17 protein-coding genes and 2 pseudogenes are annotated in these 23,221 nt (G+C 69.6%); 12 read left to right on the forward strand and 7 right to left on the reverse strand.

Annotation, left to right across the window (positions count from 1 at the left end; translation table 11 throughout):
• Window positions 1-7: 7 nt before the first annotated feature.
• Both OG828_RS44690 and OG828_RS44695 read right to left on the reverse strand, forming a co-directional pair.
• Window positions 8-914 (reverse strand): annotated as a pseudogene (locus OG828_RS44690) (penicillin acylase family protein); the annotation flags it as partial.
• Between the two features lie 484 nt (window positions 915-1,398).
• A pseudogene (locus OG828_RS44695) lies at window positions 1,399-2,210 on the reverse strand (IS3 family transposase); the annotation flags it as partial.
• A gap of 143 nt (window positions 2,211-2,353) precedes the next feature.
• Between OG828_RS44695 and OG828_RS44700 the strand changes: the two are divergent.
• A complete protein-coding gene (locus OG828_RS44700) occupies window positions 2,354-3,157 on the forward strand; it encodes an FHA domain-containing protein (RefSeq protein ID WP_328504345.1) in 804 nt (267 codons plus the stop codon).
• 119 nt (window positions 3,158-3,276) lie between these two features.
• On the opposite strand, the gene OG828_RS44705 is transcribed toward OG828_RS44700, so the two are convergent.
• Complete coding sequence (locus tag OG828_RS44705; protein WP_328505045.1) at window positions 3,277-4,959, reverse strand: chloride channel protein; 1,683 nt, start codon at window positions 4,957-4,959, stop codon at window positions 3,277-3,279.
• Window positions 4,960-6,133: 1,174 nt separating this feature from the next.
• Here OG828_RS44705 and OG828_RS44710 point away from each other — a divergent pair.
• Window positions 6,134-6,340, forward strand: a complete 207-nt coding sequence (locus OG828_RS44710) for a DUF2180 family protein (RefSeq protein ID WP_328504346.1) — start codon at window positions 6,134-6,136, stop codon at window positions 6,338-6,340.
• Window positions 6,341-6,597: 257 nt separating this feature from the next.
• Here OG828_RS44710 and OG828_RS44715 read toward each other — a convergent pair whose 3' ends face one another.
• Window positions 6,598-7,545: an MIP/aquaporin family protein gene (locus tag OG828_RS44715; protein ID WP_328504347.1), complete on the reverse strand. Its 948-nt coding sequence runs from the start codon at window positions 7,543-7,545 to the stop codon at window positions 6,598-6,600.
• Between the two features lie 541 nt (window positions 7,546-8,086).
• On the reverse strand, window positions 8,087-8,254 hold the full coding sequence (locus tag OG828_RS44720) for a hypothetical protein (RefSeq protein WP_328504348.1): 168 nt from the start codon (window positions 8,252-8,254) through the stop codon (window positions 8,087-8,089).
• 353 nt (window positions 8,255-8,607) lie between these two features.
• On the opposite strand from OG828_RS44720, the gene OG828_RS44725 reads away from it, so the two are divergent.
• The 9 genes from OG828_RS44725 (at window position 8,608) to OG828_RS44765 (ending at window position 18,148) form a co-directional block, all read left to right on the forward strand.
• Entirely contained in the window at window positions 8,608-9,321 is a 714-nt protein-coding gene (locus tag OG828_RS44725; protein WP_328504349.1) for a DUF1775 domain-containing protein, read from the forward strand.
• Window positions 9,269-10,729, forward strand: coding sequence for a copper resistance D family protein (locus OG828_RS44730; RefSeq protein WP_328505046.1), 1,461 nt, complete (start codon window positions 9,269-9,271; stop codon window positions 10,727-10,729). The genes OG828_RS44725 and OG828_RS44730 overlap by 53 nt, the downstream gene beginning before the upstream one ends.
• A 206-nt stretch (window positions 10,730-10,935) precedes the next feature.
• Window positions 10,936-11,700 carry a hypothetical protein gene (locus OG828_RS44735; protein WP_328504350.1) on the forward strand — a complete coding sequence of 255 codons (765 nt, stop codon included), beginning with the start codon at window positions 10,936-10,938 and terminating at the stop codon, window positions 11,698-11,700.
• Between the two features lie 233 nt (window positions 11,701-11,933).
• Entirely contained in the window at window positions 11,934-12,566 is a 633-nt protein-coding gene (locus tag OG828_RS44740) for a superoxide dismutase family protein (protein WP_328504351.1), read from the forward strand.
• Window positions 12,567-12,598: 32 nt separating this feature from the next.
• Window positions 12,599-13,147 carry a copper resistance CopC family protein gene (locus tag OG828_RS44745; protein WP_328504352.1) on the forward strand — a complete coding sequence of 183 codons (549 nt, stop codon included), beginning with the start codon at window positions 12,599-12,601 and terminating at the stop codon, window positions 13,145-13,147.
• Window positions 13,148-13,452: 305 nt separating this feature from the next.
• Entirely contained in the window at window positions 13,453-14,229 is a 777-nt protein-coding gene (locus OG828_RS44750; protein ID WP_328504353.1) for a hypothetical protein, read from the forward strand.
• Window positions 14,230-14,378: 149 nt separating this feature from the next.
• Window positions 14,379-15,617 (forward strand): alpha/beta fold hydrolase, encoded by a 1,239-nt coding sequence (locus OG828_RS44755; protein ID WP_328504354.1) that lies wholly within the window; start codon window positions 14,379-14,381, stop codon window positions 15,615-15,617.
• A gap of 621 nt (window positions 15,618-16,238) precedes the next feature.
• Window positions 16,239-16,703 carry a hypothetical protein gene (locus OG828_RS44760; RefSeq protein ID WP_328504355.1) on the forward strand — a complete coding sequence of 155 codons (465 nt, stop codon included), beginning with the start codon at window positions 16,239-16,241 and terminating at the stop codon, window positions 16,701-16,703.
• A 119-nt stretch (window positions 16,704-16,822) separates the two neighbouring features.
• The gene (locus OG828_RS44765) at window positions 16,823-18,148 is read left to right on the forward strand and encodes a Vps62-related protein (RefSeq protein WP_328504356.1); all 1,326 of its coding nucleotides are present in this window, start codon (window positions 16,823-16,825) and stop codon (window positions 18,146-18,148) included.
• Window positions 18,149-18,356: 208 nt separating this feature from the next.
• Here the strand turns inward: OG828_RS44765 and OG828_RS44770 are convergent, their stop codons facing one another.
• Both OG828_RS44770 and OG828_RS44775 read right to left on the reverse strand, forming a co-directional pair.
• On the reverse strand, window positions 18,357-19,571 hold the full coding sequence (locus tag OG828_RS44770; RefSeq protein ID WP_328504357.1) for an alpha/beta fold hydrolase: 1,215 nt from the start codon (window positions 19,569-19,571) through the stop codon (window positions 18,357-18,359).
• A gap of 90 nt (window positions 19,572-19,661) precedes the next feature.
• On the reverse strand, window positions 19,662-21,242 hold the full coding sequence (locus tag OG828_RS44775; protein WP_328504358.1) for an AMP-binding protein: 1,581 nt from the start codon (window positions 21,240-21,242) through the stop codon (window positions 19,662-19,664).
• A 1,275-nt stretch (window positions 21,243-22,517) separates the two neighbouring features.
• Between OG828_RS44775 and OG828_RS44780 the strand changes: the two genes are divergently transcribed.
• On the forward strand, window positions 22,518-23,090 hold the full coding sequence (locus OG828_RS44780; protein WP_328504359.1) for a YceI family protein: 573 nt from the start codon (window positions 22,518-22,520) through the stop codon (window positions 23,088-23,090).
• Window positions 23,091-23,221 lie beyond the last annotated feature (131 nt).

Raw genomic sequence — 23,221 nt, forward strand, 5'->3', positions numbered from 1 at the left:
ATCGCCGTCACCGGTGTTCGGTCACCCGCACCACCCCCAGGGCGGGCGAGGAGGCGATGTCCTTCTCGCAGAACCGCGCGGTCACCCACTTCTCACCCGAGAACAACCGGGTCTGGTCGCTGAAGTGGGGCGAGTTCGGGTTCGAGGACTGGGAGTACGTCAGGAGCGTGCGGGCCACCGGACAGCGGCTGCCGTCCCAGCCCACGGCCTGGATGTGGCTGGCGCCGAACGACACGTCCCGGTAGCCGCCCTTCGCCGTGTCCCAGACGGCCTCGATCTTGTTCCACACCCCCAGGAACTCGGTGCCACCGCCCACGGGCAGGCGCTGCCCCTTCCGTACGACGTACTGGTGGTCCCCGAGCCGCGCGTCCAGCGGGATGCCCGCCGCGCGCAGCTCCGCCACCGCGTCGGCGAGGGCGGTGGTGAAGCCCGGTGCGTCGGTGTTGAGCGTGTGGGGGGGTGCCGACCGGGTCGGCCTGTGAGAACGGGACCTTCCAGAGCTGCGCGGACGGCACGGCGGCGCGCAGCTTGCGCCAGAACCGGTCGAAGAGCAGCGCACCCCGGCTGTCGCTGTTCATCGTGCGGTCCCAGGACTTCAGCACACCGCAGGCCCGGCTCACGTCAACTGCTGTACCCCTGCTGCTCGTTGCGAGTCGGCCGGGAAGCGCCGCGCACGCCCGTGCCGCGTCGGCCGCGGCCAGCTCACCGGCGGTCGAGCGGTTCGCGAACTGCTGCCGCTGGAGATCCCGGACGGTGAGCCCGCCCTTCGCCGCCAGGTCCGCGACATCGGCGACGGCGCCACGGGTCCGCACGGAAGCGACCGTACGGACCGGGCCGAAGGCCCGCTCATAGCCGGTGATCTGCTGGTCGAGGTTGGTCAGCCAGGCGCTGTCATTGGAGTTGGCCAAGGTAGGGGGCGTGGAGAAAGACGCTGGTCAACCTGGCTGCTAACCCTGGATATTCAGCGCATTGGGTGATCTGACACCCCGATAGCAGAAAGGTGCCGTTGACCCGCAAGGATAGGACTCCGTTCGCCTCGAAATTTCGTGACGGTCCGCCGACGGAGTCGGTGGACCGTTTTCGTGCCGTGGTCTGTGGTTGTGCAGGCTGAAGACCCGAGTGTCGCTTCGGGATGGCGCCGGATTCCACTGCTCTGGGTGTTGAGGTGCTGTCGAAGGGGCGGGGCGTCCATTGGTCAGCCTGGGTCCGGGAGTTGGTTGAGCCGGTCGAGGGCGGCGGTGATGTGGTTGCTCCAGGGCCGATGCCGGGATGGTGTGTCGTGGTGTGGTGGAGCCCGGTTGCGCGCTGTGCTCAGGCCGCGGTGGCGAGGCCGGCGACCGCTCCGGCTCATCCCCTACCCGCACTCGGGACTGCTGCGTGATCAGGTGACAGCGGGGTTTATGCAGCCAGGGCTGCGGGTGGGGTCATGATGGTCTCGTACTCGACAGGGGTCAATCTGGCCAGACGTCTCTGCCGCCGCCGACGGTGGTAGGTGCGTTCGATCCAGGTCACGATCGCGATCCGCAACTCCTGTCGGGTGCTCCAGACTTGGCGATCCAGGACGTTCTTCTGCAGCAGCGCGAAGAAGCTCTCCATGGCCGCGTTGTCGCCGGCCGCGCCGACCCGGCCCATCGAGCCGACCAGGCCGTGCCGGGCGAGAGTGGACACGAACTTTCGGGACCGGAATTGGGCGAGTTCAATTGGTCGTTGCAACACCGGTCTGTTGCAGCGAGCGTAGCTGCTCTTCGAAGACCTCGGCGGGCGACCGCGGACTGAAGGGCCATCACCGCGAGGCGGGACTTCATTCGCGAGTCGATGGAGTAGCCCACGATCCGGCCCGAGAACACGTCCTTGACCGCACACAGGTAGAGCTTCCCCTCGCCGGTGGAGTGCTCGGTGATGTCGGTCAGCCACAGCCGGTTCGGCGCCGTGGCAGTGAAGTCCCGCCGCACCTTGTCGTCGTGGACCGGCGGCCCGGCCTTGGCGTTCTTGCCGCGGCCTGTCCGCTTGCCGAAGGTGCTCCACCAGCGGTTGTCCCGGCAGATCCGCCAGGCGGTGCGCTCCGCCATCGCCTCGCCCGCGGCGCGGACCTCGTCGGCAAGGAGGCGATGGCCGAACTCAGGGTCGTCGCGGTGCGCGTCGAACAGGGCGTTGGCCCGGTATGCCTCGGCCAGTTCGGCGTCGGTGACCGGGTTGATTCTCAACTCATACTCCTGCCGACGCCGTTGAGCCCCGGCCGTGGGCATGTCTGTTATATGAGGTTGCTGTGGGGAGGGGTCCCGGAGCCGATGCGGACCCTGGTGAGCACGCACGTGCGTGTGCCGAGAAAACCGACGGACCGAGGAAACCACCGATGCCCCCCTCCGCCAGCCTCGCGCGCGGAGTCGCGCCCTCCCCGCCCGGCACCCTGCACGCGCGCACCGTCGACTGCGACCTCAGCGCACCACCCAGGCAGGGCCTGACGGTCCGCTTCGGGCGGGGCGAGAAGCCGGACGTGGACCTGGGCGTCGGTGTGGACGACCTGCGGGTGAGCCGACGCCACGGTGAGCTGACCTACCGTCAGGGTTCGTGGTGGCTGCGCAACACCGGGCAGCAGCTCGTGCGGCTGCCCCGCGGTCGGATGATGCACCTCAGCTCCGAGCCGATCCCGCTCGCCACCGGCTACACCCCGCTGTTCGTGACGGGCTCCGGCTACCGCGAGCACCTGGTCGAGCTATACGTGACGGGCCACGATGGCCCGTGGCCGGTTTCGCACCGCCACGGCGGAGACGTACGGCCGGTGACCTGGCCGCTCGACGACGACGAACGCCTGCTGCTGGTCGTCCTCGGCCAGCGTTACTTGCTGTACGAGGAGGACCCGCGGCCCTTGACGTACGCCATGGCCGCCAGGCAACTCGCCTACCTCCGCCCGGACGGCAACTGGACCGAGCACCGGATCGAGCACCGGATCGAGGCCGTATGCCGCCGCCTGCACCACGCCGATTTCCAGTACCCGCTGATGCCCGGCACATCGCACGGCCGCCCCTCCAACAACGCCCTGCTGCACAACCTGCTCAGAGGGCTGGTGGAGTCGACGACGCTCGTGCCGCCGGACTTGGACCTGATGGAGGACGACACCGCCTGGCCGGACCCCGACACCGAGCCCCGACGCGGCTGAAGCGCGTCAGCGTGCGGGCAGTTCGGAGGCGGAGGAGCGGGCGAGGGCGGTCACCCCTACCCAAGTTTGCACAGTGCAAAAGAGGCGTCCGGGTCGGGTGAACTTCGTCTGGTACGTGACTACGCGGCCGCCGTGTGGACTGCGCGCAGAGCGCTCTGGTGACTCAGCCAGCCGACCGGCCTGCCGTGCGCGGTGTCGAGGACCGGCACCCCGGTGCCCGCCGCCGAGAGCAGGACGTGGAGAGCCTGTGCCAGGGGCTGGTCCACGGTCACGGGCGCGGGTGGCTCGGTGAGCTGCCCGGCCCGGGCGGGCGCGGTGTCGGCTTGTTCTGCGAGTGCCTCGGCGACTGCCTGGGCAGTGACGACACCGATGTAGCCCCCAGTGTCGTCGACCACCGGGAGCGCGCCATGGCCGGACAGGCTCAGCAGGTCGGCGGCGTCGGACAGAGCGGTGGACGACGGCAGGGGCGTGGGTAGGGGATCCATGACGGCGCCGACGTGCTGGGCGCCGATCAGGGCACCGTGGGCGGGGCCGTCGAGGTCGACGCCGCGTCGGCGCAGCTTGAGCGTGTAGATGGTGTCGCGCGAGAGCAGGCGGCTCACGGCTGTGGCGAGCACGATCGCCAGCATCAGGGGAAGGATGATCGAGTACTGGCCGGTCAGCTCGAAGAGGATCACCACGGCGGTGATCGGCGCGCGGGACGCGCCGGCGAAGACGGCACCCATGCCGGCCAGCGCGTAGGCGCCCACGGCTCCGGCCGTGCCGGGCAGCAGGTTGTGTGCGCCGATGCCGTACGCCGCTCCGAGCATCGCCCCGATGAACAGGCTGGGCGCGAACACTCCGCCCGAGCCGCCGATGCCGATGGTCAGGCTGGTCGCCAGCATCTTTCCTGCCAGCAGCAGGAGCAGGAAGCTGATCGCGTAGCCGCCCCCGGTGGCCTTCTCCAGCACCGGATAACCGACGCCGTACATCTGCGGCAGAGCCAGGAGCACCAGGCCGAGTGCCAGTCCGCCGACTGCCGGGCGCAGCCACTCCGGTCCGCGCCAGGCCCAGTCGCAGGCGTCCTCGACCAGGTACAGGAACCGCGAGAAGCCGACTCCGACTACGGCGGCGATGACGCCCAGGACCGCGAACAGTGCGTACTGGGCGAGATGGTCGACGTGGAAGGCGGGCAGGTTCAGGAACGCCACGTCGCCGAAGGCGGCGCGGCCGATCACGCTGGCGGTGACGCTGGCCAGGACTGTGGCGCCGAACGCCTCCGCGGAGAAGGTGCCCAGGATCAACTCCATGGCGAAGAACACCCCGGCCAGCGGTGCGTTGAAGGTGGCGGCGATACCGCCCGCCGCGCCGCACGCGACCAGCAGCTTCATCCGCCCCTCGGTCACCCTGGTCACCCGCCCCAGGGTGGAGCCGAGCGCGGAGCCGATCTGTACGATCGGCCCTTCGCGGCCGACCGAGCCGCCGGAGCCGATGGTCAGGGCGGAGGCCAGCGTCTTGACCACGGCGACCTTCGGGCTGATCCTGCCGCCGCGCTGCGCGACCGCCAGCATCACCTCGGGCACCCCGTGCCCGCGCGCCTCCTTCGCGAACCGGTTGACCAGCGGCCCGTACAGCAGGCCGCCCAGCACGGGGGCGAGCAGCACGAAGTACGGGCCCAGCCACGGCACGTGCGGATTGTGCGAGCCGGGGAATGCCGCGTAGTCCGCATGGCCGGAGAAGAGGCGAGTGAAGGTCTGGATGCACCAGCGGAAGACCACCGAGCCCACGCCGGCGCCGGCGCCGATGGCCACCGCGAGGAGCATCAGCGCCCACGACGAGGTGCGCCAACCCTCGTACGTTCTCGCGGGCGAAAAGCGGCTTGCGGTTACGGTACTGGGCTTCTCGTCGTCGGCCGTGCGGATTGCACTCATTGCTTCCCCTTCCTCACGTTTGCATTATGCAAAACATGTCAGGGGTGCCTGCGTGTGCTCTCCGTGGAGGTCGACCCCTGGGCGCCCGTCGGCGTCCTCACGTGCGTGTCGGTCAACACCTCTTTTGCATTGTGCAAAACTTGTTGGAAGCGGTCGTGGGTGGGATGAACACGCGGGGAGAGCATCGGCACATGACGGATGCGTCCATGACGAGGCGTACACGATCCGCAGGGCCGGGGCTGGGTCCCTGGGATTGCCCGCGGCCGCCGGGAGGCGAGCGGGGACGGGCGGCTCCCGTGGTGGTGCACAGCCCCTTCGGTAGTGGCGGTCGCCAAGTGTCGGTCAGGGGTGAGCTGGTGGGCATGGCACGTAGCGTGGTGGACGTTCTGGCGGTGGTGCGTCAGCTCGGCATCGCTTTGGAGCAGGAGGAGGCCGGGACTACACCATTGATCGAATGGCGGAGTGGAGGGGCGGACGCCTGGCCGTAGCCGTGCCTCGGCGCTTGCGCTGTACACATGGCGCGGCGACGCCCGCTGGATCGGCGCCCTGCCCTGTCCACCGCCCCGTGGTGAGGCATCCCCTTCCCGTGCACGGCGGCGTCGGCTGAGCCTCGGATTCTCCGCCTGCGTCGACTGCGTACAGGGCGCGCTCCCAGTCAGCTGCCCCTCCGCACTCCCTCGGTGTGACTCGTCGAACGGTCTGGCCTGACCCTGTCGGTCACATGGCGGGGACGCCCCGGCGCTGGCAGAGCAAGGCCCTTGTTCCCGTCCACAGTGGGATGGTGTGAGGCCCTCGGGCTGTCCGGCGTGCAGTTCGTCTTGGCACGCATGTGCGGCTTCGCGAGTCGGACCTGGTTGGGGAGCTCGGCACTGGCGAGCGGTGATCCCGCTCGCCGCACGGGGCGAGGTGATCGATGATCTGACCGCGTTTGGGAGGCATCTTCGGGGGAACTCCGCGCGGCACCGGACGACGTCTGCCGCGACAGCGAAGAGGTTGGCGACGGAGGATGACCAATACCGGCGCCCCAGCCTCTCATCGGCAGCGTCCTTGGGCGAAAGGTCCGTCCATGAACTGCTATGAATGCGTCCAGCAGGGCCGTAGTGAGGTCGCCGTTGCCGTCTGTTACGTGTGCGGTGCGGCCGTCTGCGTCGACCACGTCCGTGCGGAGAGCAAGTTGCTTCGCGGGCCCGCCAGTCCGGGCAAGGTGATCCACGACTGGCCCGCCCGACAGCTGACCTGCCCGGTGTGCCGAGCGGCGGAGGAGTCGCCGTGACGAGGCCACGGCGATAACGGCCATGTGGCCACGCCGCGCCGCGCTGGTGGCGCCGGCAGGGGTTCCCGTGTCGAGCAGGGGCGAGGCCGATCTGTCCGGCCTCTTCGGGGAGAGCCCGCTGTGTGTCGCGTTCTTGCGTCAATAGGTTCGTCGCGTGGAACACCGGGCACGGCGAGAACCAGCCGGTGCGTCCCGAAGCGCCCTGACAGCAGGGCATGGCGTGTACGCCGGGACCGAACCCCGGCGGCCGGGGGCGGTCACTCGTCGTCCGCAGCCGTCACGGGACGTGTCCGGCCGATTTCGGGTGTTGCGTCCCGTTGGGCGCGGAGGTGCAGGACGTCGCCGATGAACAGGTCGTACACCAGCACCCCGATCACCCCGCCGAGAAGTGGTCCGACGATGGGGATCCAGAAGTAGCCGCTGAAAGAGCCTGCCAGGGTGCCCGGCATCGCCAGTTCCTGCCAGCCGGCCGCCCAGGTGAACAGGCGCGGCCCGAGGTCGCGGGCAGGGTTGATGGCGTATCCCGCGTTAGCTCCGAAGGACATGCCGATGGCCGCGACGGCGAACCCGACGAGCAGCGGACCCAGGTTCGCCTTCACCCCGGTGTTGCGCAGGTCGATGATCGCCACGACCAGCATGACGAGGAAGGCGGTGCCGACGATCTGGTCGACCAGCGGTCCCCAGATGCCGCCGTGGAAGTACGGCGCGGGGAAGGTGCCGAAGATCGAGAAGGACGCGAGTGTGTGCCCGTTGGTCTTCGGGCCCGTCATGGCGTGGTCGAATGTGCTGATCGCGTCGTGATAGACCCCGTACACCAGAGCCGCACCCGCGAACGCCCCGGCCACCTGCGACACCATGTAGGGCACGACCTTGACCCAGGCGAACCTGCGCCGCACCGCGAACGCCAGGGTCACGGCCGGGTTGATGTGCGCGCCGCTGACACCGCCTGCCACATACACGCCGAAGACCACGGCCATGGCCCAGCCCCAGGTGATCAGCAGCCAGTCCCCGACACCGAGAAAGAACGTCGTCGGCCCCGACGTGCGGCCGGAGCCCGGCAGCGCTGCCACCGTCATGGCCACCACACCACAGCCGAACGCGATGAGGACGAACGTCCCCAGGAACTCGGCCAGGCATTCACCCCACAAGCCCTCTCGTCGTCTGAAACGGGAGGGCTTCACGAGGGGAGGGATTTCGTCCGCCATGTCATCTCCTCGATAGTGATCGGTTCGGTCGGTTCTCGTGCGTGGCGTCGCGTCTGGGCCTTCATCGTGCGGTTGCGCCAAGCCGTTGTCGCATCGGGAGCACATCGCAGAGCGGGCAGGGGTCTTACGTTGCAGGCGCCTCGTCTGCCGGCATCGGGGCGGGCATTCCTGCTGGTCATAGCCGTTTTCTGGAGTGTCCGCGGCAGGATTCGGAACTGCGTCATGGTTCTGGAGCTGAACGCGGCCGAGGGCGCTTCCGTATCCCCCGTGAGGCGTGGCGGTACGGCTTCGTGACTGCCGCAGCTGAGAGAGGCGATCATCCAGGGCGAGAACGCGACGTCCTTCGACGACCGCCCCGGTCGGCCCGAGGCGAGTCGCGCCACGGCCTGTGTCAGGGCCGGGATTTTCGCGCTGGCCGGCGGTGTGCTCGCCGCCCTGGGGCATCAGGCGGTCGCCGAGGGGGGCGGCGCCGTGGCGGTTCGTGATGTTGTTGGCGGGGGCGCAGTTCGTCGTGGTGTGGCCCGTCGTTCGTCGGCGCTTCTCACTCCCCGCGGCCCTCGGATGCGCCCTGGCAATGCAGAGCTCGCTGCATCTGGCGCTGGAGATCGCGGGTGAGCATGACCCGGCCGGGACTGTCCACGCCGGCCACGCCGCTCACGGCATGCCCGGTCATGTGGCCGTAGCCGGGGTGGATGGGTACGCCTGGCATCACGCCTCTGCCGCGCTGACCGCCGTCCACGTTCTCGCCGCACTGGCGGTGGCCTGGCTGTTGCACCGGGCCGATGCCGACGTGGCGGCCGCGCTGGGCATCGCCCGTGCGCTGCGGGGCATTGTGGCTGCGGTATGCGCCTGGGTCCGCACGCTGCGGGGCGGAGTTCAGGTCCGCCCGTTGCCCGCCGTTCCGGTCACAGGATGCTCGCTGCCTCCCGCACGGACACAGACACATCTCCTGGGGCACGCGATGGTGCGCAGGGGACCGCCAGGACACACCCACGTCCTGAGCCGTCCCTCACCTGGGCCGCCCCATCGGGCTGCCCGGCTTTCCCCGCTAGGAGCATCTCTGTGTCCGTACACCACGCTGCCCGCACGGCAGGCCGTGTCGCCGCTGCCAGCGCCGCCGCGCTGACGGTCGTCCTGACTCTGGCCGGTCCCGCCTCCGCCCACGCGGAGGTCGAGGCCGACACCCCGCGAGCCCTCGCCGAGAACGTCACCCTCACCTTCGTCTCCGAGGCCGAGTCCAAAGGTGCGGGCTTCACCCGGCTACGCGTCGTCCTGCCCGACGGCATCGCACCCGGTGACGTCTCGCTCACCGACGCGCCCGAGGGCTGGAAGCTGAAGACCGCCGGCGACGGCTACACCGTCGTAGGACCGGCCCTCAAGACCGGAGTCGACGCCACATACAAGATCAGGGTGCGGCAGCTGCCCGATGCCGAGCAACTGGTGTTCAAGACCGTCGAGACTTACGGCGACGGCGAGATCTTCCGCTGGATCGAGCTGCCCACAAGTGGGGAGGAGCCCGAACAGCCCGCCCCCGTCCTGAAGTTGAAGGCCGCGGCATCGAACGCGGCCCGCCCCGGCCCGTCCACCACCGCCGCGAGCGGCGCGAGCGGCGCCGCATCCGCACAGAGCAGCCGAACCGGGGCCGCGGCCGACGCCCGGCCCGCCGATAGCACGTCCGTCCGGCGGCCTGTAGGAGGGCACGTACACCGTCTCCTGGCGGGTTCTGTCGGCGGACAGCCACGCTGTTTCCGGCGCGTTCACCTTCTCTATCGGTGAGCCTTCGCAGACCCGGGCCGATGCCGTTGCCGAGCCGGCCGTGGACCCGACCGTCGACGTGCTCTACGGTCTTGGCCGCTACGTCGCTTACGCCGGCCTGGCGTTGCTCATCGGCGTCGTCGTGTTCGTCCTTGTCTGTCGGCCGGGCACCCTGGCCCTACGTATGGTGCGCAGGCCCCTTCTGGCCGGGTGGTGGGCGCTGGTGCTGTCGACGGTCGCGCTGCTGGTGGTGCGCGGGCCGTACGCGAGCGGGGACGGGCTGGCCGGGGTGTTCGCCCCGAAGCTGCTGCTGAGCACAGTCGACAGCCGACCGGGCATCGCGCTGCTGGTCCGCCTGGGCCTGCTCCTGCTGGTGGCCCTGCTCCTGAGGCGCGGCCGGTCCGAGTGGCACGCAGACCGGGGCACGGCCGCAGCAGGAGGCGCCCTCGCCCTCGCTCTCGGCCTTGCCGGGACGTGGGCGGCGGCCGAGCACGCCTCCGCCGGGATCCAGGTGCCCGTGGCGATCGTCTCTCCCGTGCTGCATCTGCTCGCCATGGCGGTGTGGCTCGGCGGTCTGGCGGTGTTGCTGGTCGTGCTGTTCCGGGCGCCGACCGACGACCCGCTAGCGTCGGCCGCGGTAGCGCGCTTTTCCCGGCTCGCCCTCGGCGCGGTGGCCGTTCTGGCGGCCACCGGCGTATACCAGTCCTGGCGAGGGCTCGGTTCCTGGGAGGCGTTCACCACTCCCTACGGCAGGACGCTCGCCCTGAAGATCGGAGCCGTGGCGCTGATGCTGCTGGCGGCGTCCTACTCCCGGAACTGGACCGAGCGGCTGCTGCGCGTGCCCCAGGAGGCACCGGTGCTGGTCGCCGTGGGTGGCGGCGAGCACCGCCCTCCCCCCGAGGGAGCGACGGGGCCCGACACGGCCGATCCCGACCTTGAGGCGCAGCGGCGGGGCCTGCGCAGGTCGGTGCTGGCTGAGGTTGTGATCGGCGTCGTGGTGCTCGCGGTCACGACCGTGCTGACGGGCAGCCAGCCGGGGCGGGCCGCCACCGAGTCCGCGGCGGTCTCCACGACGGTCGGGCGGCCCAACGTGACCCTGGCGGTGGTCCCGTTCGACACGGGCGCCCCCTCCGGGAGCGGCAAGGTGCAGATCACCCTGGAACCGGGCCGGGTCGGCCGGAACGTAGTGGAGGCAGTGGTCTTCGGCGCGGACGGAAGCGTCATCGCCATCCCCGAACTGCGCCTGACCTTCACCCAGTCCGCGCAGCGCGTCGGCCCGTTGGACGCCGAACTAGTCGATCAGAGCGGCTACTGGGGCAGCGACTCGCTGAATCTCCCGCTCGCCGGGACCTGGACGATGCGGGCCACCGTCCGTATCTCCGACGTCGACCAGGTCACCGTGTCGAAGACCGTGAAGATCACCCCATGAGGGCCGGGCAGGCGAAGTCGTCGGGCGAGGTGGCTGTGCCGGACCAGCCGGCGTCCCCGCCGTGACGGGCGCAGGACCGCCGGTCCGCACGTGCCTGAACGCTCTCGGCCGGCCAGCCGTAAGGAACGGGAAGCCCGACGGACCTGAGGAGTTGCCCGATGCCCCGGATGCACCGCAGTCGCGGTGGAGCGAATCGGGGGTGCCGCGTGGCAGGCGCGACTGAGGACGACACCCATGCCCTGCGCCTCGCGCGGGCGGGGGTCTTCGCGGCCGTGTGCGTGGTGACGACGGCACTGGGCCACGCCCTGATGTCGGGCGACGTCCTGCCCTGGTGGGCAGTGGGCGTCGCGTTCGCCGGCACTGCGTCGGGCGCCTGGTGGCTGACCGGCCGGGAACGTGGTGCCGTGACGGTCGTCGGGGCCACGGTCGTCGCGCAGGGGCTGCTGCACGTGCTGTTCAGCCTCGCCCACCGGCTGGTCCGTCCGTCGGCTGCTTCGACCGGCGTGCCGGGGGCGGAGGGCATGTCCGGTATGCATCACGGGGCGGGGGTCTCCCACTCCGGGTTGGCCGCGCAAGATCACGGGGCGCATTCCGCGGTGATGGGGGAGAGCTCCGGCTCCTCCCTCATGTCCCCTGTGACGCACGGGAGTTCAGTCGGGATGGCGCTGGCACATCTGCTGGCCGCCGTGGTGTGCGGGCTGTGGCTGTGGCGGGGTGAGACGGCGGTCCACCGGATCGGTCGGGCCCTGGCAGCCGCCCTGTTCGCACCGCTGCGCCGGGTCTGTGGCGTGCTCTTCCGCACCGCCTGCGAGATCGAGGCTCCGTCGTGCCGGGCCGTCGCCGTAGGCAGGGAACGACCGCAGCCGATAGCCGTCCTGCTGAGGCACGCCCTCGTACGCAGAGGACCGCCATCGGCCTGGTCCGTAGTCACGCGCCCGTCTCCCGATCCGCTGCTCGCCACACGGCCCTGAATTCGGTCCGTTCCCGGTGGTGGCCGTGGCCGGGGGGACAGGCGGACGGTCGGCGTGCCCGTATGCGCGTCGGCCTGTTGTCTCTCCTCCGGGCTGTGCCCGCCGCCTGCGATGCGGTGCCTGCTGTGCGCATCGCGTCGCCGTTCGGGCCCGGCCTCCCGCAAACGATCGGGAGTTTCCCTATGTATCAACACACCTCCGGCCGCCCTCCCCTGCCTGACACCGTGTCAGCGGTGGGAGCACTGACGTCCACGGCCGTGCCGAGCCGACCTCGCGCCCGTCTCGCCGTCGCCTGTGTCACCGTGACGGCGACGGCCGCCCTGCTGTCCGGCTGCAGCGGCGACTCCGCCGAGAACACGTCGGACACGTCCGCCGACGCCGCGGCAGCGTCCGCTTCGCCCTCTAAGAGCATGGGTGACATGGCCGACATGGCGATGGGCGATCCTTCGGCCACCCCCGCCGACAAGATCCGCGACGCAGACGTGGTCAAAGGCACCTTCCAGCTGCTCGACACCCGACCGCCGGGCCTGGACGACGTCAAGGGCACGGTCTGGCTGGCACAGAGCCCGAAGGGCACCACGGTGACGGTCTCCCTGACCGGTCTGAAGCCCGGTGACGCCTACATGGCGCACCTGCACGCCCAGCAGTGCTCCGCCGAGAACGGCGGCGAGCACTTCCAGTTCGAGAAGGGCGGTGCGACCACCCCACCGAACGAGGTGCATCTGATGTTCACCGCCGACAAGTCCGGTATGGGCATGACGACGGTGAACAACACCCGCAAGACCGGCGAGGAAGCGGTCGCCCTTGTCGTCCACCCCCGTGACGCGATGGACAACCGGATAGCATGCGCGGACTTCGACTTCTGAGGGCGCCGGCCGGCCTGTTGGGATGCCTGTGCGTGTTGCTGTTCCTCGGCGGCACACCCGCGTACGCCCACACCGCGCTGCAGAACGCGACACCGGGACCAGGCGCCAAGGTCGCCCCTGGTGCCGATGTCGTCTCGCTGACCTTCGGCCGACTGAAGTCCGGCACCACACCAAAAATCAACCTGACCGGCCCCGACGGCACCGCTGTGCCCGTCGGGCAGCCCGTCGTGGCCGACGACTCCGTAACCTGCGCCGCGGTCACCCCGCTCCGCGCGGGCGTCAACACCCTCACCTACACCGTCACGTCCGCCGACGGCGACACACAGAGCAACGCCTTCCAGTTCGAGGTCGCCGACGGCGCAGAAGCCGTCGCGGTCCCGTCCGCCTGCCGGGGGCTCAGCCTGCCGGCACCGTACGTGGGCGCGGCCTCGGCCAAGAGCGGCACGATCCTGGGGCTTAGCCGCACCGCAGCGCTGGCCGTCCTGGCCGGGGCAGCCCTCGTGATCGTCGGCGCGGTCATCCTCGGCGTTCGCATGCTCCGCGGGGCGCGGACGACAGGAAGGAGGAAGGCTACCGTCTGACACCGGAGCAACCTCAGCCGCACTCACCGGACACGACCCGAGCGCGGCGTGAACAAACACAATCCACCTGAAACGATCCGACAGGAAGTGGCGCTGCACGCGGGCCCGGCCCGGCGAACAGCCAGACCGGGCCCGCACGTCCGCCGTCGCGGGTGAGCCCCGACGCCCCACGGTCCGCACGTCCCCGGAATGGTGACGACCGCCATTGAACGCCCACACGGCGCCCGCAGTGCCATGGAAGGCAAAGCATCACAAGCAACACGTGTCGCGCAGTGTGCCGGCAGCGGGTGGCATCATGCCCGGCCATGGGAACCAGAGACGAGAGCGACGAGGCCTACGTCGTCGACCTGTGCAACCAGGTACTGGGCGAGACAGCCTTGACGCAGCACAAGTTCGACTGGCTGCTGGGCGATCCGGGGGCCGGTGGCAGGCGTGCCGGACTTCCCGTCGATGCCTACTGGCCGGGACACCAACTCGTCGTTGAGTACCGCGAGTTGCAGCACGACCAGCCCATGCCGCACTTCGACAAGCCAGACCGGCTGACCGTCAGCGGCGTCCACCGAGGCGAGCAGCGGGCCCTGTACGACGGCCGACGCGACACCGAAATTCCTGCCCACGGCCTGCGACTTGTCGTCGTCCGTCCTGCCGACCTGGACGCGGACAGCTGCGGCCGCCTGTGCCGCAACCCGGAGTCGGACCTCGCGGCACTCAATAGGATCCTGGCGCGCGACAGTGACGAGGACCGGGTCACGGACGCCTTCCGCACCTGGCTCCTGGCCCAGGGCTGGACACCGGTGAACCCGACGGACCGCTGGACCGACCTCGAAGCGGTACGCGGGAAGGAGCGCTTGGTCTGTGAGGCCAAAGGGCGAACCAGCGAGAAGGGCATCGACGCCGACATCGCCTACGGACAGCTCCTGCGCCGTATGACCAGCGGCTCACCGGACACCCGGTATGCGCTGGTCGTCCCCTCGTCGTCGGTCAGGGCAGCCGAGCGTGTCCCGGCGCACGTGCGACGACTGCTGAGGATCGATGTGTACGAGGTGACGGACGACAACCAGGTGCGTGAGCTGCCCGCGTAGCCTCGAACGTGCCGGGCGCTGACGCGAGGTGGCGGGTGGGTGTCGACCTGGCCGCGCGACTCGTGCAACCCAAGCCGATACCGAAGCCGTCGGCGTGCATGTGAATCGTTCGTGTGTACGTTGTTTGATGAGGGTTGTACGCTGCAAAAATGGTGGGGGACACATATCGCTTCGGGGAGTATGAGCTGGACAGAGCTCGTCACCAACTCCGCCGGGCCGGCGAGCCGGTCCATGTCGAGCCCCGGGCCTTGGACCTGCTGTGTCACCTGGTCGAGCACCGGGACCGGGTGGTCCCGAAGAACGAGCTGCTCGACGAGGTGTGGGGGGATCGTTTCGTCAGCGAGGCCGCGCTCACCACGGCGCTTCGGACCGTACGCCTGGCCGTGGGGGACACCGGTAGCCGGCAGCAGGTGATCCGCACAGTGCACCGGCGGGGTTACCAGTTCGTGGCTGCGGCTGCGGCTGCGGTCCTCGGGGCGGAGGCGTCCGCCGGCCCCGGCCAAGGGGATGTTGTGAAGTCGACAGCGGTCGGCGAACCGCTCGGCGCCGACCGTCAGGCCATCCGGTTCTGCCGGGCCGGCGACGGCACCCGTATCGCCTACGCGTCCGTCGGCTCGGGCCCGCCCCTGCTCAAAGCGGCCAACTGGATGACCCACCTCGACCTGGAGTGGACGACCCCCGTGTGGTCGCACTGGCTGCGCGGGCTCGCCCGCAACCGCCGCCTGATCCGCTACGACGAGCGCGGGTGCGGCCTCTCCGACTGGGTGGTGCCCGGCTTCACGTTCGAGGGCTGGGTCGACGACCTGGAGACCGTGGTCGATGCCGTGGGGCTCGACAGATTCCCTCTGCTTGGGGTGTCGCAGGGCGGTGCGGTGGCGGTGGCCTATGCCGTACGCCATCCGGAGCGGGTCAGCCGGCTGATCCTCGCCGGGGCCTACGCCCGAGGACGGCAGGTCCGGGCCCGAACCGAGACCGAGAGCGCCGAGGCGGCCCTCGACCTGGATGTGGCCCGGGTGGGATGGATCCACCAGGACCCCAGATTCCTGCGGGTCTTCGCCTCCCAGTTCCTGCCCGATGGCACACCGGAGGACTGGGACGAGTTCACCGCCTTCCAGCGGCAGACGACCTCGCCGTCCAACGGGGTCCGTTTCCTTGAGGAGTTCGCCCGGATCGACGTGTCCGAAATTGCCCACAGGGTGGCCTGTCCGACGCTGATCCTCCACTCCCGCGACGACGAGCGGGTGCCGGTCTCGCAGGCCAATGAGCTGGCCGCTCTCATTCCCGACAGCCGGCTGGTCCTGCTCAAGAGCCGCAGCCACCTGCTCACCGCGTTCGAACCGGCCTGGGACGAGTTCCTGTCGCACATCGACGCCTTCCTGACCGCGTGAGCCGCGTGGGCCTCGGTATCCGGCAGCCGAGGAGTCGCCGGGCGGCCGTCAGGCCCCGGACGGCCGTGACCGCGTCATCAGCGACTCGGGCCGACGAAGTCTGGCCTGGCGGCCTGGCACGCGGGGCGGCGAAGCTGGCGGCCGCGATCTTCCCCCGTGACGGCGACGTCCGAATCTCCCGGCGCCGGCCTACGGGCGGGCTGCGGCACCATGTGCCGATCACCCCGTGTCGCCGGTGCGGGCTGATGGTGGGGATGAGTGATCAGCCCACCCCGTAGGCCCGTGTTGTGATCTCGGGTTGTCTGCTGTTGCCGGTGTTCGGCGTCGCGGCTTGCAGTGCGCAGAAGGAATATCCCGGCAGCCTCACACACCCCGTTTGCGTCCGGCTCGCCGGACGTGGTGCTCACGCGCGCCCCATCAACCCGGCTCGCCCACTGAGGGAAGCGCCCTCAGCCCGTCCTCAGCCCGCCCTCAGATATGCCTCAGACCTCCACCAAGCCTTGGCCCGCCGACGGACCCGATGCTTGAGCGGTGCCGGGGCGAGGAGCAGCCGTGGAGGCAGCTACCTCGGCCCGGTACTCACCTCAGACACGGGACACACGCGAGAGAGAAGGACAGAAGATGCGACTCGACAACACCAGGACGTCCGGCCAGGCCCGGACTCGCCGGGGGCTGGCGCTGCTGATCGCGACGGGGGCCGGGCTGGGCTCCCTGCTGCTGGGAACGCTTCCGGCGCAGGCCAACGACACCACCAAGACGGTGGCGGCGGACGGCCAGTCGATCACGTTCGCCGCGAGCGACAGCAGCCGGGGCGTCAACGGCAGTGTCAGCTTCGTGGTGAAGGCGGACGGCAACTGGTCGATCGCGGGCAGCGGGCACAACTCGCACCTGCTCGTCCGCACGTTCCACTGGACCTGCGACCTGACGTGGGACGCGGCGGAGGTCTCGCACTCGACCGGGAAGAAGGCCGTGCCCGGCAAGAAGACCCGCAGCATCAGCTCGGCGGCGTACGACCCCGCCGTTCAGGCGGACTTCGCCGACATCGCCGCCCGGGGCAGGGCCGACTGCGACATCGTCATCGGCTAGTCGCACACCGTTCGCACAGGCCGGCGCGGTGCCGGCCCGGCAAGACCATGGGCGTCCGTGAAGCCGTTCGACGGCTTCACGGACGTCATTTCGGAACACCACAGGGGGAACCCAGACACATGATCACTCAGCGCTACGGCGACCTGGAGGTCGCCTACACCACGCAGTGGCACGCGAACTCGTTCTTCCAGGCTGGAGTCCCCGCGGGGGACGGGCAATGGCGCGCCCTGGGCGCCGTCTTCGCGAACAATGCATTTTCGACGACGTGGCCGGGCAAGTTCGGAGGGCTCCTGGTCAAGGACCTCTCCTCCGGCCAGGACCTGCTTCGGCCGCCCGTGGACTTCCAGAAGGTGGGCCGTTTTGACCCCTGGACGTCCCGCGACGCCGACATCTGGCGGCCCGTCCCGCCCGCCGGCTACGTCGCCCTGGGAGACGTGGTGACCATGCACACGAGCGCGGGGGCTGTCAAGCCCCGCGTCTCTGAGTTGGGCCTCGTGTGCGTCAAGCAGGTGCACGAAGGACGCGCCTATGTACGCCGCGGCGAACTCGGCCGGCTCCCGCTTCGGGTAAATGGATCGGGGGAGGCCCTCTGGGCCGTCACGACCCCGCTGTTCCCGGCGGACGACACCGAGGAGCATCTGCTCCTGCCGGCCGCCACCTTCAGCTGCGGACCCGACACGCCGCACGCGCCGACGGCCGTGACCTGGGTGCTGGACCTGCCGGCCGCCGTCGACAAGACCGGCTACGCCCCGGAGATGACCCTGACGTCCTACAACCCGCCCCCGGCCCAGTCGATCGTCACCGACCGGACCGTGACCGTGCCGTACCACATGGTCAAGGACGATGGGCGCACCGAGGCGTGGAAGGTGGCCAACTCACCCTTCTACAAGATCCTGCGCAAGCGTCAGTACGATCTCGTCCGCCACGTGGACTACCGGGGCTCGGGTAGCGGGACGATCCTCGAGGAGATCCAGCAAGGCGTCTCGGAGGAGAGGGGGCAGGAGTTCTCGCAGAACGTCGGGATCTCCGTCAGCGTCACCGCGGGCGTGGAGGCGTCGGCCAAGCCCTTCGGCATGGGGGCCAGCTCCTACGCGGAAGCCACGGTGAGCGCGTCCCTCGAACTCGGGTACGCCTCGCGCTACAGCGTGTCCACCTTCGAGAACAAGGCGGTGAGCGTGTCGTACGACGTGCCCGCCGACCATGCCGGCGCACTGTGGACCGACACTCATCTGCTGGTCCCGATCCGGGGCGACGGCACCCTGGTCACCAGCGCCAACCTGAAGCTGAACTCCGGCAGCTACGTGGGCCGCACCTTCCCGCACCTCGACGCCACCAAGATCGTCGTCGCCCGCAAGTTCTCGGACGAGGAGATCAAGGCCGCCCAGGACATGGGGATCGACCCCAAGATCCTGACCGAATCCGACGTCACCGAGATCCAGCAGTAACCGTCACCTGGCGGGCAACAGGGGCCCACCGGCCGACGCTGTGCCGGTGGGCCCTCGCCCGTCGCTCATCTCTTCCCGGCATGGCCACGGACTGTGCGACCGCCACACCCACCGGAGCGCGGACCGGCATCCGCACGCAGTCGCCGATACGGCCGTGCACCGCGCCGCGCGGGGCCCTCTCGTCGGCGCAGGCGTTTCGTCTACCGGGCTACTCGGAGAGGAAGTTGTCCAGGTGGGTGAGGAAGGTGGGCCATGCGGGGTCGTCCGCGGTGAACAGGTGGTTGCGGCTTTCGAGCAGGATCAGCCGGCTGTCGGGGATGAGCGTGGCCAGTTCCAGGGCCTGTGCGACGGGAACGCGAGCGTCGTCGCGGGAGTGGATGATCAGCGTGGGGCAGGTGACGTCGTGAGCGATGCCCGAGACGTCGATACGGGTGAACTCCTCCAGGAAGCGCAGGCCGTTGGCGGGCGAGGTCGTCTGGCGCTGGTAGGCGGCGAACGCGTCCCACTCCGCGGGAGTGGCGTCGGCAAGGAACTGGGAGGCGAAGTAGCGCAGGAAGCTGCTGTCCTGCGAACGCCATCCGGCGCGGGCGATGTTCAGGTCGACCTCGGCGGCATCGCGCTCGGCGTCGCTGCCCGCACGGATCTGCTGCCCCCGGGCATAGGCCGAGGTGAGGATCAGATGGCTGACCCGCTCGGGGCGCAGCGCGGCGTAGGCGACCGCCACCGCGCTGCCCTGTGACACGCCGAGCAGGGGGAAGCGGTCGAGGCCGGCGGCATCGGCCACGACATCGAGGTCGGCGACCAGGTTGTCGAGGGTGAAGCTGCCCATGTCCCATGAGGAGAGGCCGCAGCCCCGCTCGTCGTAGCGGATGAGCTGCCGGCCGCGGGTGAGACCGTCGAACCAGTGCGCCCACATCGGGTTGGTCCGGTCGAGGTCGAGGTGGGTCAGCCAGTTGGCGGTCTTCACCAGGGGCGGGCCCTCGCCGGTGAGCGCGTAGGCGATACGGGTGCCGTCGGCGGACCGGCAGAACCGGATGACCTCGTGGTCTGCCTCCGCCCCTGCCGGGACCCCGGGGGCCGTGGGCGTGGCGGTCGAAGCGGTGGAAGCCATCGTCACACGGGCGACAAACCGATAGCCGTGCGGGCGCACGGCGCGAATCATCTGCTGCCGTGCGTCACTGTCACCGATCGCGCGACGGGCCGTGCGCAGCCCGGTGGCGAGTGCGGCCTCGCTGACCGCGTGCCCGTGCCCCAACCAGTCGCGCAGCTCCTCCTCGGGCACGACACGGCCGCGGTGCTCGACCAGGTGGCACAGGAGCTCTATGACCTGGGGCTCGACGTCGACCCGCTGCCCGTCATGGCTGAGCCGACGGCGGTCCGCATCCAACGCATACTGCCCGAACCTGTAAACCGCATCGCCCACACGAAAACTTTACAACATCCCTTCAATCTGCAGGAGTTGAGTGCGTCCGTATCGTCCCAGGCGCAGGGCCCCGCGAGCACGGCCTACCGTTCAGGGACGCGCCGGCTCCCGTTCCCGCAGCTGCCGTCGGAGGATTTTGCCGGAGGCCGCCTTCGGTACCGTCTCGATGAACTCGACCCGGCGGATCCGCTTGTACGGCGCGACCTGGCCCTCGACGTGGGCCATCACCGCGGCGGCGGATATCGGCACTCCCGTCATGGGCACCACGAACGCCTTGGGTGTCTCGTTGCCCTCCTCGTCGTTGACGCCGATCACGGCGGCGTCGGCGATGCCGGGATGCTGCACGAGGATGGCTTCGAGCTCGGCCGGCGCCACCTGGTAGCCCTTGTACTTGATGAGCTCCTTGACCCGGTCGACGATGAACCAGTTCCCGTCCTCGTCGACCCGGCCGATGTCCCCGGTGTGCAGCCAGCCTTCGGCGTCGACGGTCGCGTCGGTGTCCTCCGGGCGGCCGAAGTAGCCCTTCATCACCTGCGGGCCCCGGATCCACATTTCGCCCGGCTCGCCCGCCGCCACGTCCAGCTCGGTGAACGGATCGACCAGGCGTGCCTGCGTCGACGGGAGCAGGTGCCCGACGCACGCGACGGGCTCGTCCCGGTTGCTGTCGGCGTGGATGTGCGAGGCGGGGGACAGTTCGGTCATGCCGTACGCCTGCCCGACCTCCACGCCCAACCGGTCGGCCACAGCCGCCTGTACCCCCGCGTCCAGCGGCGCCGCCGCGCAGATGATGCGCCGCAGGTGCGACAGGTCCAGGTTCCCGACCGCGGGGTGCTTGGCCAGCGCGAGCATCACCGGTGGGGCGACGTAGGCGTGGGTGATGCGGTCGCGCTCCAGGCTGGTCAGGAACGCGTCGAGGTCGAACCGCGAGTGCACATACACGGTCGCGCCACGGTGCAACGCGTTGTTGATCAACGCGGTCAGCCCGAAGATGTGGAAGAAGGGCAGGATCGCGATGACGCGGTCGTTCTCGTCGATCCGATGCAGACCGTTCATTTGTTCAAGATTGGTGCACAGGTTGCGGTGGGTCAGCATCACGCCCTTGGGCACGCCCGTCGTGCCGCTCGAATAGGGCAGCACCGCGACGTCCACGGCCGGATCGAGCTCGAACGCCGGCACGTCGCCGTCGCTGAGCAGCCCCAGCACCGGGCGGTGGCCGTCGGCCGTGTCGCAGACCAGGATCTCTATGTCCCGGCCGGTCTGTCGCCGGACCAACTCGACCGCGGCTCGCGCGGTCTCGATCAGCGCCGACACGCTCACCATCAGGCGCGCCTCTGCGTCGACCAGCTGTTTGGCGATCTCCGCCGGGAGGGCCAGGGGCGACAGCGTGGTCACTGTCCCGCCCACGGTGGTGGTGGCGTACAGGACCACGGGGAACAGAACCGTGTTCGGCGAGTGCAGCGCGACCACGTCGCCCTTGCCGATGCCCTCGGCGGAAAGGCCCGCCGCGAGCTTGCGGACCAGCGCAGCCAACTCGCCGTAGGTGAGGGTCCGTCCACTGGACACGTCCACCATGGCCGGTTGCGTTCCACGGCGCATGGCGTCGCCGAGCACCCATTCATGGAGAGGGCGATCGATGGTTGTGACGTCCGGGTACTTGCTGTTGTAGATCATCGAGATTCCGTTTCTCCGTCTGCTGTGTTGGTCGGATCCGCCGGTGGTTCCCTGCTGGGCGACCTCCGGCCTTGTAGGCGAGGGGGCTTCCGGGCATGGTCGTGCGGGTTTCGGTGGCTGCTCCCCGGTGCGGACGGGGCAAAGGGCGCTTCGCAGGAACTGCCGTGCCCCGTCCCCTTGGATTGCGCACGGGGGCACGGGACGAACGAAGCTGTGTGGGATGGCCGATTCCAGGTCACCGAAGTACTAAGCGATCAGCCGACGGTGCCTCTTGCCGACGAGTTCCGCCGTCAACTCCCGGGCCAAGGCGGACCCCGACCGTTCGATCATCGGGCCTGCCACCGCGCTCCCGCTTGGTGGAGTTCTGAGGCTTTCCTGAGGGGGAGTTGAGGACGACTTCGCCGACGGATCGTGCCAGCGAACGGTGGCCGGCAGCTCGGCGAGAGTCGTCCGGATAATGGCGCGGGCCTGTGTGGGTACACCGGCCGACCAGGGAACGCTGGTGCGGCGGGAGATCTCAGGGGTGGTCCCCAGCAATGGGGGAGATGAGCACCGCGAATCGTTCGACCTGGCGGTGAGGCGTTCGAGTCCGGCAGGGCAGGAAACAACGAGACTCTCTTGGGCGGCTGAGTTGAGAGGAGGAGACGGCGTGATCCGCCGCGCCCCCGCTTCCCGGTCGCCGCCGTCGGTCTCCTGACCGGGGCCGCCGCGCTGACCGGCTGCGGCACCTCGGCCTCGTCCACGGTGGCTTCGTCGTCCACTGGGAGGACGCCGGTGTCCTACGAGCTGTCGCTGACGGTGAACGGTGCCTACGTACCGCAGGTGCCGACGGCCGGTATGGCCGCAGGCTGTTTCACCGCCACCGCCACCGCCCCCGGCCAGCCGGAAGCGCGAGTCACTGGTGTCGCTCACCCTCCGCTTCGATCTGGTACGCGAGGACGACTTCGCTCTTCTGGACCCGTCATCACCCGGCCGAGCTGGGGCGAACCGGCAATCTGCTGAGGCTCCCCGCTCGGCCAGGGCCGTGCCCTGGCGCGTGCCGGAGCCATGCTCAAGACCTAACAGCGGTGCACGGCGGCCTGGTGCCCCCTGGCCAAGACCTGTAATCGGACTCCTCTCCATGGGCAGAGGGCGCCGTCGTCGTGCCCCTCGCAGGGACGTGATGATCGTGACCTGAGCCGTCCGCACGGCCACCAACTCGGCGGGTGGACAGGGGACACGCCGATCGGGCTGCCTCGACGACTCGGCCAGCATCCGCCCCATACCCTCGGCGCTGTGACGCTGACAGACGGTACGTACCGGCTCGGCCCGTCGACCGCCCGCCTCCTGATCAGGACCGGCCGCGCCGGTCTGGGCCGCAGGGCGGGACACGACCTCACTATTGAGGCCCCCCGATGGTCCGGGGAGGCGGTGGTGGTTGTGGCTGACCCGGACAGGTCGTCGGTGAGGGTGACGGTCGAGACGGGCTCGTTGGAGGTCCGGGAGGGAACGGGCGGACAGAAGGCGCTCACCGACAACGACCGGACTGAGATCAAACGGACGCTGTGGGACAAGGCCCTGCTGCACACCGCCGAGCACCCCACGATCATCTTCCATTCCACCCGCATCACGGGAACGCCGCAGTCCTTTGAGATCACCGGGGAACTCACCATCAAGGGCCGGAGCCACCCGGTGGCGGTGCACGGGAAGGGGAACGGCGACGGTCTGTTGCGCGGCTGGGCGACTGTCACGCAATCGACTGGGGGAATCAAGCCCTACACCGCCTTCCTGGGTGCGTTGCGGCTGGCCGACGAGGTCCGGGTGGAATTTGAAGTGGCCAGGCTCGAACCGGTGAACGGCGCTGAATAGACGCTGCGGAGGGCCGATGCGAGAAGAGAGGGGTAGCAGGACCGCGGTGCCCGGCGGCACCCGTGCGTTCACGGCTACCGGTGGGGGACGGCGAGTTCACGGCCGCGGTATGTCGGTCTAAAACTGACGAT

The organism is Streptomyces sp. NBC_00457, from assembly GCF_036014015.1.
Taxonomy (GTDB): domain Bacteria; phylum Actinomycetota; class Actinomycetes; order Streptomycetales; family Streptomycetaceae; genus Streptomyces.